Genomic DNA, 11,945 nt, shown 5'->3' with positions numbered 1-11,945 from the left:
TTTTAACTCTTAAAAGAACCGGTAAGTCTATGAAAGTCTATTTGATATACATTAATCATTTTCTTTACCACCCTATTTTATCACAAAAGAATAACAAATAACCGCAATAGTAAAGAGATTAATGACGAACTACACTTTTAACAGGATAAACTGCAAGATTATTATGATATGTCACAAGTAAGGAACCTGTACACCGAAATGATCCTTTGTTTTCGAAACCTCTATCTTTTTATCATATAGTGCATATTGTTTCTGAAGATTACTTAATCCGTGACCACTCTTTTCGACATTCAAACGTAGCTGAAGATTATTTACAACTTCTATATTTTCTGCAAATATATTCACATCAACAATTAATGGGTGTTCTACAGAAGCAACATTATGCTTAATTGCATTTTCGATCAATAACTGTATACTAACAGGAATTATCTGCTTTTGGATGTCTGTATTTCCATTTATATTAATTTTCAAAGCGTCCTCGAACCTTATCTGGAGTAAATAAATATAAGACTGAAGGAACAATATTTCCTCTCCCACCGATACACTCAATCGTGTGTTAGTAGACAAAAAGTACCTATATATATTCGATAATTTCTTAGTATATATATTAGCTCTTTGAGGATCTTCGAATATCAACGAAGACAAGACATTGAGACTATTGAATAAAAAATGTGGATTGACCTGAGTCTTTAGAGTCGCATATAAATACTCTACACGCTCTTTCTCTATAATTGCAATGTGCTTCTCCGATTTTAATTGCCGTTTATTATAGAAAAACAACTCAAGTAGCAAAACAATAAAAAAATTGCCCAGAGCCACCATAATAGCAGATTCCAAATATGTCGGTTCGCAACCGTCATCAAACAAGGGGGCTAAAAAATAATTAACGGATATTGAATACACAACGGCAAAAGATACCGCTATAAACAGTTCGAAAGGAACACGTATATATACATTATCTTTATACCTGAAATACTTATTGGTACTATGCACAATTAAAAAACTCACCAACGACATAATCATAACAAAGGGTAAATCAAGAAGAAGCCGTTCGAGCATGTCTTCACTCTCCAAACCTGTCATAATATCATATATCCACTCAAACAAGAGAGACATAAGTGCAACCAATATTACAAAAATGACAATAGGGTGTTTTTCAGTTTTCATATTTATTCCGCTTGTGTTATTCAACATCATCAACCCATTTCAAAAAATCGGAAACCCGTACCCTGCTGACTAAAACTTCGTGAGGGCATTCCGGTTGAAAAGAGAGTTTAAGACGGCTATTAAAAAACTTCGAAATATTTCTGATTGCCTTTATATTGGTTATGCAATTGCGCGAGACTCTAAAAAATATAGATTTCCCCAGAAGCTTATCCAATTCATCCAACGTATAATCAATAATGTAGCGTTTATTATCAAATGAATGAAGAAATACAGCTTTATCCTCACTATAAAAGAAAGCAATGTCCTTAGCCTCAATATAAAAATAAGAATCGCCCTTCTGAATCAAAAAACGGCTCTTTACCTTTTGTGTTATTATTTCGCCCAACTGTTTATAATCAAAAGATGATTGTTTCGATTGATAAAACTGCTCATATTTTATCAAAGCACTTGTCAGATCATTCTCTTCTATAGGCTTCAACAAATAATCGATACTATTTAATTTGAAAGCTTGCACCGCATGCTCGTCATAAGCTGTAGTAAAAATAATAGGCGTATTAATCGAAATATAATTGAATATTTCGAAGCAATCTCCGTCCGCCAATCGTATATCGAGCATAATAAGATCCACCGTATTGTTTTTCAGGAAAGAAACAGTTTGCCCTACAGTCTCTGTCCGTTCGGAAAGAACATATTCAGGACGCAGATGAGTAACCATACGTTTCAACTCCTCGTACGCCAATCGCTCGTCTTCTACAATCAGATACTTTATCTGCTGATGAATTTGCATCATATTTTAGGAAAATAGAGTTTATTGTCAAAGGTATAACATTATAGATATTTTTTTTGCACAAAAATTTTATTTCGGACAGACTTCAATATTCTACTGATAAATTTCAGAAAATAGAACCCTGTATTAAAAATTTGATGCACATTTCTATTTTTTTTATACTTTTAAGTTCGATTACGAGCTATTTTTCATTGCTAATATATACCGGAATACCAATAAACAAAACATGAAAACATCAATTTTAAAGGCTTTATTTATCTCTGCCCTTCTTTTTACAACAGTGGTGCTGCACGCACAAAACCGCGATTGGGCAAATATTAACCGTTATAAAACCAATAACAAAGAACTTGTGGAAGCTAAAAAGCAAATCGAAACAGTATTTATCGGAAACTCCATTACCGAAGGTTGGGTAACTCTTGATCCTGTTTTTTTCACGAACAATAATTATGAGGGAAGAGGCATCAGCGGACAAATAAGTGCCCAAATGCTACTCAGAATGAGAGAAGATGTAATTAAACTAAAACCACGCGTAGTTGTTATAAATGCAGGTACAAATGATATTGCAGAAAATGCCAACGTATATGATCCTGAAATTACATTAGGGAATATAATATCAATGGTTCAATTGGCACAAGCTAATGACATTAGAGTTGTTCTGGGATCGGTACTTCCGACCAATCATTTTCGTTGGAATCCCGACATTACAGATGTAGCCGGTAAAGTAACAGACCTGAATAGCAGAATTAAAAATTATGCCGATGCAAATCACATTCCCTATATCGATTATCACACAGCACTCAAAGATAAAGACAATGGTCTTGACGTAAAATACGGAGAAGACGGTGTGCATCCCAACATAGAGGGATATCATATTATGGAACCTTTGGCTAAAGAAGCTATTAATAAAGCATTAAAACAATAAGTAAGCGATAATGCGATATATTGTCTGAGCATAGCCACATAAGGCTATGCTCTTTTTTTATCCAGAACTCTAAATCTGACATTTTGACACAAAACAAGCTATGGCAAATAATTTGCAGATCAATTAATAAACAAAACATAAACGAACTAAAGAAAGGAGATATAATATATGAATTTCAATAACTTTACTATTAAATCTCAAGAAACTTTACAAAAAGCAATTGAGATCGTCAGAGAGAGAAATCAACAATCGGTAGAAACTACACACCTATTATTATCAGCCATTTTAACAGGTGATAATATTGTCAATTTTCTCTTTCAGAAACAAGGAGTAAATCCTCAAAACTTAAGTATACTTCTCGAAAGGCAAATAGACTCTTATCCTAAAGTAACGGGAGGAGAACCCTATCTGAGCAGAGAAAGCAATGCTGCATTGCAAAAAGCAACTGATCTGGCTAAAAAAATGGACGATCAGTACGTATCCATCGAACATATTCTATTGGGAATACTTGCCGAAAAAAGTACAGCTTCTCAAATAATGAAAGATGCAGGTATCACCGAAAATGGTTTGAAACATGCTATCACCGAACTTCGCAAAGGAAGTAAAGTAGACAGTCAATCGGCAGAAGATACTTATCAGTCACTCGAAAAATTTGCTATTAATCTGACACAAAGAGCCAGAGATGGTAAACTAGACCCTGTAATAGGTCGTGACGAAGAAATCCGCCGCGTATTACAAATATTGAGTCGCCGTACCAAAAATAACCCTATACTAATAGGTGAACCCGGTACAGGTAAAACAGCCATTGCCGAAGGATTAGCTTACCGGATTATTCGTGGAGATGTACCCGAAAACCTCAAAAGCAAGCAAATCTATTCACTGGATATGGGTGCCCTGATTGCCGGTGCAAAATACAAAGGAGAGTTTGAAGAACGTCTTAAGTCTGTGGTAAATGAAGTAACCAAATCAGAAGGCGAAATCATCCTTTTCATCGACGAAATACACACTTTAGTAGGAGCAGGAAAAGGCGAAGGAGCCATGGATGCTGCCAATATATTAAAACCGGCTCTTGCACGTGGTGAACTCCGCTCGATTGGTGCTACCACCTTAGATGAGTATCAAAAGTACTTCGAAAAAGATAAAGCTCTCGAACGTCGTTTCCAGATTGTGATGGTGGATGAACCCAGTGAGTTGGATACAATCTCAATACTTAGAGGGTTAAAAGAGAAATACGAAAATCACCATCAGGTACGTATCAAAGACGAAGCAATAATTTCGGCAGTTCAACTTTCGAGCCGTTATATTACCGATCGTTTTTTACCCGACAAGGCAATTGATTTGATGGACGAAGCGGCAGCAAAACTTCGTATGGAGGTAGATTCGGTTCCCGAAGAACTAGATGAAAAAAGCCGCCGCATCAAACAGCTAGAAATTGAGAGGGAAGCTATCAAGCGTGAAAACGATAAAGATAAAGAAGCTGAACTAAGTAAAGAAATCAGCAACCTGAAAGAAGAGGAAAAAGACCTCAAAGCTAAATGGCAATCGGAAAAGGATGTCATCAATAAAATTCAGCATAACAAAATTGAGATTGAAGATGCTAAATTTCAGGCAGACAAAGCCGAACGTGAAGGCGATTACGGAAAAGTTGCCGAACTTCGCTATGGTAAAATAAAAGAACTCGAAGCCGAGATAGTCAAATTACAGACTCAATTGCATGACATGCAAGGTAGCACTGCCATGGTAAAAGAAGAGGTTGACGCCTTTGACATTGCCGATGTAGTATCCCGATGGACAGGTATTCCTGTGAATAAAATGCTCCAAAGCGAACGTGAGAAATTACTCAACCTAGAAGATGAACTCCACGAGCGTGTAGTAGGTCAGGACGAGGCTATTATAGGAATCTCGAATGCTATACGTCGAAGTCGAGCAGGCTTACAAGACCCAAAACGTCCTATCGGATCATTCATCTTTTTGGGAACTACCGGAGTGGGTAAAACCGAATTAGCAAAGGCTTTAGCTGAGTTTTTGTTTGACGACGAAAATATGATGACCCGCATCGACATGAGCGAATATCAGGAAAAGTTCAGTGCAACCCGCCTTATCGGAGCACCTCCCGGATATGTAGGTTATGACGAAGGTGGACAATTGACCGAAGCTATTCGACGCAAGCCATACTCTGTCGTACTGTTTGATGAGATAGAAAAAGCACATCCTGATGTATTCAATATACTGCTGCAAGTATTGGATGATGGTCGTCTGACTGACAATAAAGGTCGTGTAGTCAATTTCAAAAATACGATTATCATAATGACTTCTAATATGGGATCGGGACTGATAAGAGAGAACTTTGCAACTATAACCCCCGAAAATCATGACGAAGTTGTAGAGACAACAAAAAAAGAAGTCTTAAGTATGCTGAAATCGAATATCCGTCCTGAGTTTTTGAATCGGATTGACGAAATAATTATGTTCCAACCATTGACGGAAAAGGATATAGAAAAGGTTGTGAAGATTCAATTAGAAGGTCTAGTCAAACTACTCCGAGGAAATGGTGTGAGACTTGAATTTTCGGATGCAGCCATAGCATGGATTGCTCATAAAGGATACGATCCTGAATTCGGAGCCCGTCCTGTGAAGCGTGTAATACAACGTCAGGTACTTGACACGTTATCAAAACGCTTATTAGCTCAATCCGTAGACAAATCAAACCCTATCACCGTCGATATAAAAGATGGTGAACTGGAGTTTAGAAACTAATCAGAAACAGACTATTACAAAAAACGCTTTGCTGAATTATCAGCAAAGCGTTTTTTTCTTTATCAGGAAATCAATCATCAATCTTTCTGATGAGATGAACGCCCCAAATAATAAAAAGCGATTAAAGAAGTGATCTGTAACGCAGTAATAAAAAGCATTCCTCGGCGACGTCGGTTCTCTCTCTTTAGTTTTCTTAATTCCTCTAAGGTTTGTTTTTCAACAAAATTATCTTTCTTTTCAGACATATGTTATATTTTTTGAGTTGTAATCAACAGTTTATATACATAAGAACAATTGTAAACCATCGATAGTTCATATTATCACTAAATGACAAAATGATTTTTCTTTAGAAATACCTCTTTGTATAAAACGATATCTAGTTCAATGGTATTAAAACAGATTCATTAAACAGAATACATCTACACAGATAAACAGCTAATGAACAATAGACTATATCATATACTATAGCTACATATACAACTGTTATTAACAACAACGAGATAAATAATACATCTGTATAGAACGACGTAATAGACTATTATATTTAGCAAATAAAAAATAAAATTATGAATCCAAATAAGTAAAATAAGAAATAACACATAATACACCGATGAAATCGACTATTTAAGCCTATATTCTACTGTAAAACAAAGAAATACAAAGAAGACAACAAATCATTTAACACATTATAAAACAGATAAATAAACACATATTAAACATATACAAGTATCCAAATATTAAAAATAGAAATACCCCTTTTCATCGATACAAGAAATAGACCAGATAATCAATAATTAAAAATAAAGATATAAAACTATATGCTCAGAAATATGAACCATTTTAGTACTAAACTAATAAATAACAAAGCTTTGCTAAAAAATCATATCTATAACAGAAGTATTTAGGGCAATAAATGAACCAATATGACTGATTTCAACGGGGCATTTTAACAACCAAGACAACTAATTCACTAATATTTTTTAGCAAAACTACATAATCAACATAAATAGCTCATTATAAACATTAATACACATATATATATAAGTATATCAATTATATACATAACGGTGAAATGGGACAAATTAAGACTATAAAAAAATACAGATAGCAAAAAAAACATAAAACACTGATAAACAACACACTAAAACACTTCATATGCGATTTTACTGATAAATAATAACAACGAAGATTTATGCCTATAAGAGTTTACCTATATTTGTCATATTATTACAATAATAGAAGGTATGGATATAATTACGCTAACCAATCAGAATATAGAAAAAGAACATCTTTGTTGTGCTATTGACAGCAAAGCTACCAACATAGGTGTAACAGCCAAAAAATCATGGCTTAAAGACAGAATAAATGAAGGTTTAAAATTAAAAAAATTAAACGCAAGAGGCAAAGTCTTTATTGAATATATTCCCGTTGAAATGGGCTGGATGCCTATCGAAGCAAAAGGATATATGCTAATAAATTGTCATTGGGTATCGGGCAGTTATAAAGGAAAAGGTTATGGTGCGGAATTGTTGAAAGAATGCGAAGACGAAGCAAAAAGGCTTAAAATGAAAGGAGTTTTGCTTGTAAGTTCAAATAAAAAAAAGCCATTTTTATCAGACAAATCATTCTATTTAAAATCTGGTTATGAAGTTGTTGACTCAGCCCCACCCTACTTCGAACTATTGGCTAAACGCTTTGACAATAAAGCAGAATTACCTAAGTTTACCCAATCTGCGAAAAAAGGATTTCCTGAGGAGATAAAAGGCGTGGATATATTTTATACAGCACAATGCCCATTCACCACGCCATATATAGAGCTTCTAAAACCAACTATCTTAACTTCGAATATTCCGATACGGATTCATCAAATAAAATCAAGAGAAGAAGCTCAATCTCATTTTTGTCCAGTGACAACCTACAGTGTTTTTGTTGATGGAAAGTTTTACACACAAGAAATACTTACAGCGAAAAAATTAGAGCAACTGATATCGAAATTATAAAATCAAAAAAATCTCTGTATCTTTAATACAGAGATTCTTCTTACGATATATTGAGAGCCATTAATCAAATTATACCCTGAGCGATAGTAGCCCTTGCAACCTTCATAAATCCGGCGATATTCGCACCTTTTACATAATTTACATAACCATCGGCTTCTGCTCCATGCTTTACACATTGATCATGTATACTGTACATTATTTGATGAAGCTTTTGATCGACCTCGTCTGCTGTCCATTGGTAATGCATAGCGTTCTGAGTCATCTCCAGGCCCGATGTTGCAACACCTCCCGCATTTACAGCTTTACCGGGTGCAAAAAGGATTTTATTCTCTATAAATAATTTAATCGCCTCTTCGGTACATCCCATATTCGATATTTCGGCTACACATTGTACTCCATTTGCCAGAAGTTGCTTTGCATCATCTTCTCCAAGCTCATTTTGAATAGCACATGTAAGAGCAATATCCACTTTTTGCTCCCAAGGACGTTTTCCTTCATAAAATTTAGCTTCGGGAAAAGCTTTTGCATAAGGGGCAACAATATCCTCTCCTGTATAACGCAATTCAAGCATATAGTCTATCTTTTCAGGAGAAAGACCTTCGGGATCATGAATATATCCATCAGGACCCGATATAGTGACTACTTTAGCCCCCAATTCCGTAGCCTTGAGAGCAGCTCCCCATGCAACATTGCCAAAGCCCGATATAGCAACCGTTTTACCTTCAATAGTAGTTCCTTTAGTGGCAAGCATTTCTTTTACAAAATAAAGACCTCCAAAACCCGTAGCCTCAGGACGTATAAGCGAACCGCCATATTCGAGCCCTTTACCTGTAAAAGATCCGGTATTTTCACGTGCTAATTTCTTATACATTCCATACAAGTAACCAATTTCGCGAGCACCAACGCCTATATCTCCGGCCGGCACATCAGTATTAGGACCAATATTACGCCACAATTCGAGCATAAAAGACTGACAGAAACGCATCACCTCACCGTCTGATTTTCCTTTACAGTTAAAATCTGAACCACCTTTGGCTCCACCCATCGGCAGTGTAGTTAAAGCATTTTTAAAGGTTTGCTCAAAACCCAGAAATTTCATTATGGAAAGATTTACAGAGGGGTGAAACCGCAAACCTCCTTTATAGGGACCTATTGCATTATTAAACTGAACCCTATAACCGGTATTCACATGGATATTTCCTTTATCATCCACCCATGGAACCTTAAACATCAATACACGATCGGGCTCAACAAGTCGCTCTATAATCTGAGCCTTCTCGAACTGAGGGTGTTGTTCATAAACATCTTTTATAGAGATCAATACTTCTCTTACAGCTTGTAGATACTCTGCTTCACCCGGATGCTTTGCTTCCAGCGATGACAAAATGTTGTTAATATCCATATTACGCCAATTTTTTAAGTCATTTTTCTATTCCAAATATACAAATAAAGAGAATAAAGTATCATTATAACAATACAAAAAAAGATTGGTTTTCAAGAAAAAAATACATTTCGTTTAGCCTGTTCCTTCGTGAAAACAAATTACGGCTATCCACAAAAGCAAAAGAAGGATATCTCCTTTGGAAATACCCCTCTTCTTATTACTAAAAAGCTACAACCTTAAAAAATATTCTTTTTAGGGGTAGTAGCTACAAAATCTTTCAAATAAAAAGGTTCGAAATAAGCAGTATCAACAAATTGTTTATCGGCATATGCTGCATCCGACAGGCGAACCATATATTTTGCCGATGGATAAACTCCTTCTAAAAAGCAGGCATTATCATTTACAATCGCCTCCTTACATTTATCGGCACCATTCCCGAAGAATAGCACTTTCGACTTAGATAAATATTCCTTATATGAACCTTCATCTACAATATCGGCTGCAATATCCCTTACCACATTAAGCTCTTTATCATATAAAGCAGCATATACCTCCATCCGGCGGGCATCTATCATTGGACACAAAAGTGTATCAACTGCAATTTCGTGTGTTTCGATTATCTTTTGAGCCATCACCAAAGGAGTTTTTATCGCAATAAGAGGTATACCCAAGCCATAGCAAATGCCTTTCGCCTCCGAAACACCAATCCTCAGACCGGTATATGAGCCGGGTCCACAACTAACAGCAACAGCATCTAACACATATCCCTTTAACCTGACCTCTGCTACAGCTTCTGCTACAAATACACCTAATAAACTTGCGTGCGAAGGTCCATCAGTACTCTCGCGTTCAAATATTATTTCTCCATTCTTTGAAACTGCAACCGAACATACGGGCGTAGCAGTTTCTATATTTAAAATACACGACATATATCTATTTGTTTTTGAAGATGCAAAGTTAAGATTTTCCGAGTACATTAAGAGTGAAATAAAATCAAAAAGAGAAATCAGGATCCGAATGAAAACTTTTTCACCGAATATAAAACATCATACAGTAAAAATTAATATATTTGTTATCAGAAAAAAAATGTAATGAGAAGTGACCATCCACACCTATATGTAATGCATTTACAAGAATCATTCTTTAGATTGAGTTGCTCCCTTATTATTTTATAATACACCCTCGGAAATTTTATTTTTCGAGGTTTTTTTTGGAATAAACAACAATAAGTATTGTAACACTACATTCAGAAAGCAATAAGTTACACAAAATACTTACTGAAATAACAAACAGGTCTGAGACCTAATTTTATAAATTCGGCTGCATATGGAAAATAAAAGTTTAGTTTCGATTACCGATTATACAAAAGAAGATATAATCAGAATACTTCAATTAGCTGAAAAGTTTGACGAAAACCCCAATCGTCGTCTTTTGGAAGGAAAAGTATGCGCAACGCTTTTTTTTGAACCATCGACACGTACCCGATTGAGTTTCGAAACTGCAGTGCATAGATTAGGCGGACGCATTATCGGATTTTCGGATGCCTCTACTACCAGTTCAACTAAAGGAGAAACGCTGAAAGATACCATTGCAATGGTTAATAACTATGCAGACCTCATCATTATGCGCCATCACCTCGAAGGAGCCGCCCGATATGCATCGGAACTATCGACCGTTCCGATCATCAATGCCGGAGATGGAGCCAACCAGCACCCTACACAAACCATGCTGGATATGTATTCGATATACAAAACGCAAGGTACTCTCGAAAATCAGACCATAACTATTGTAGGAGATCTTAAATATGGAAGAACGGTACATTCTCTCATCATAGGAATGTCACATTTCAATCCTACATTCCGCTTTGTAGCTCCCGAAGAATTGAAGCTGCCCGATTCTTACAAACGCTTTTGCGATGAACATCATATTAAATACGAAGAATCTTCTGATTTTTCGGAAGATATACTTAACGAATCCGATATTCTATACATGACCCGCGTACAACGGGAACGTTTTACAGACTTGATGGAGTACGAAAAAGTAAAGAACGTATATATACTCCGCAAAGATATGCTCGAAAATACCCGTGACAACCTCAGAATATTACATCCGCTGCCTCGTGTAAACGAAATACAACAGGATGTAGACGATAGCCCTAAAGCATATTATTTTGAGCAAGCCCGCAACGGAGTCTTTGCACGTCAGGCTATCATTTGCGACAGTCTAGGTATTAATGTTCAATAAATTAAAAAAGAGAAATCATGAGCAAAAAAAGAAAAGAACTTCAGGTAGCAGCACTTTGCAACGGAACTGCTATAGACCATATACCCTCCAATCAAGTATTCAAAGTACTATCCCTTCTTAATCTGGGTGATCTTAAAAATCCGGTTACAATAGGGAATAATCTTGAAAGCAAAAAAATGGGTACCAAGGGTATCATTAAAATTTCAGATAAATTCTTTGAAGAAGAAGAAATTAACCGCATTGCCCTGATTGCTCCCAGCGTGGTATTAAACATCATTAAGGATTATCAGGTAGTCGAAAAAAAGAGAATAAGTTTACCACAAACTATTTTAGGAATAGTAAAATGCAACAATCCGAAATGCATAACCAACAATGAGCCGATGCTGACACGGTTTGAAGTTTTAGACAATAATAAAGTAGTGCTAAACTGTCATTATTGTGATATAAAAATACAGAAAGAGGATGTTATTTTGAAGTAAGATATCCTAAATAAGATCTCTGCCTATGCATTATCCATCCGAGTATAATCTCATTGGTATTGGTGATACTAAAATGCGTCATTAAATACTTTTTCTTAATTAAGACAGAAAAACAAGCATATTATTCGTAAATAAAGAATCTTGATGGCATTAATTGAGATTTTCAAGACTTTTTCTTTTAACTACAAAAAGAAATTGCATACCT

At 35.6% G+C, this 11,945-nt stretch carries 10 protein-coding genes; 5 read left to right on the top strand and 5 right to left on the bottom strand.

The window, feature by feature from the left end; all coding sequences use genetic code 11:
* Nucleotides 1-171: 171 nt before the first annotated feature.
* On the bottom strand, nt 172-1,167 hold the full coding sequence (locus G7050_RS13825; protein WP_166116440.1) for a sensor histidine kinase: 996 nt from the start codon (nt 1,165-1,167) through the stop codon (nt 172-174).
* A 16-nt stretch (nt 1,168-1,183) separates the two neighbouring features.
* Nucleotides 1,184-1,954, bottom strand: coding sequence for a LytTR family DNA-binding domain-containing protein (locus G7050_RS13820; protein ID WP_166117731.1), 771 nt, complete (start codon nt 1,952-1,954; stop codon nt 1,184-1,186).
* Between the two features lie 226 nt (nt 1,955-2,180).
* Between G7050_RS13820 and G7050_RS13815 the strand changes: the two genes are divergently transcribed.
* Together G7050_RS13815 and clpB are read left to right on the top strand one after the other, a co-directional pair.
* Nucleotides 2,181-2,876 (top strand): GDSL-type esterase/lipase family protein, encoded by a 696-nt coding sequence (locus G7050_RS13815; RefSeq protein ID WP_166116438.1) that lies wholly within the window; start codon nt 2,181-2,183, stop codon nt 2,874-2,876.
* A 168-nt stretch (nt 2,877-3,044) separates the two neighbouring features.
* Nucleotides 3,045-5,633, top strand: a complete 2,589-nt coding sequence (gene clpB, locus G7050_RS13810) for an ATP-dependent chaperone ClpB (RefSeq protein ID WP_166116436.1) — start codon at nt 3,045-3,047, stop codon at nt 5,631-5,633.
* A 77-nt stretch (nt 5,634-5,710) separates the two neighbouring features.
* Here the strand turns inward: clpB and G7050_RS13805 are convergent, their stop codons facing one another.
* Complete coding sequence (locus tag G7050_RS13805; protein ID WP_166116434.1) at nt 5,711-5,878, bottom strand: hypothetical protein; 168 nt, start codon at nt 5,876-5,878, stop codon at nt 5,711-5,713.
* Nucleotides 5,879-6,877: 999 nt separating this feature from the next.
* Between G7050_RS13805 and G7050_RS13800 the strand changes: the two genes are divergently transcribed.
* Nucleotides 6,878-7,633: an N-acetyltransferase gene (locus G7050_RS13800; protein ID WP_166116432.1), complete on the top strand. Its 756-nt coding sequence runs from the start codon at nt 6,878-6,880 to the stop codon at nt 7,631-7,633.
* A gap of 64 nt (nt 7,634-7,697) precedes the next feature.
* On the opposite strand, the gene gdhA is transcribed toward G7050_RS13800, so the two are convergent.
* Together gdhA and tsaB are read right to left on the bottom strand one after the other, a co-directional pair.
* A complete protein-coding gene (gdhA, locus tag G7050_RS13795) occupies nt 7,698-9,035 on the bottom strand; it encodes an NADP-specific glutamate dehydrogenase (protein ID WP_166116430.1) in 1,338 nt (445 codons plus the stop codon).
* Nucleotides 9,036-9,253: 218 nt separating this feature from the next.
* Entirely contained in the window at nt 9,254-9,946 is a 693-nt protein-coding gene (tsaB, locus tag G7050_RS13790) for a tRNA (adenosine(37)-N6)-threonylcarbamoyltransferase complex dimerization subunit type 1 TsaB (protein ID WP_166116428.1), read from the bottom strand.
* A gap of 397 nt (nt 9,947-10,343) precedes the next feature.
* Here tsaB and pyrB point away from each other — a divergent pair, with 397 nt between their 5' ends.
* Both pyrB and pyrI read left to right on the top strand, forming a co-directional pair.
* Nucleotides 10,344-11,261 (top strand): aspartate carbamoyltransferase, encoded by a 918-nt coding sequence (pyrB, locus tag G7050_RS13785; RefSeq protein WP_166116425.1) that lies wholly within the window; start codon nt 10,344-10,346, stop codon nt 11,259-11,261.
* A gap of 17 nt (nt 11,262-11,278) precedes the next feature.
* Nucleotides 11,279-11,740 (top strand): aspartate carbamoyltransferase regulatory subunit, encoded by a 462-nt coding sequence (gene pyrI, locus G7050_RS13780; protein WP_166116423.1) that lies wholly within the window; start codon nt 11,279-11,281, stop codon nt 11,738-11,740.
* Nucleotides 11,741-11,945 lie beyond the last annotated feature (205 nt).

Origin of the sequence: Dysgonomonas sp. HDW5A (assembly GCF_011299555.1) — a bacterium.
In the GTDB taxonomy this organism is placed as follows: domain Bacteria; phylum Bacteroidota; class Bacteroidia; order Bacteroidales; family Dysgonomonadaceae; genus Dysgonomonas_A.
Note: the sequence above shows the minus strand (reverse complement) of the source record. Positions and strands in the feature narration are given on the sequence as shown.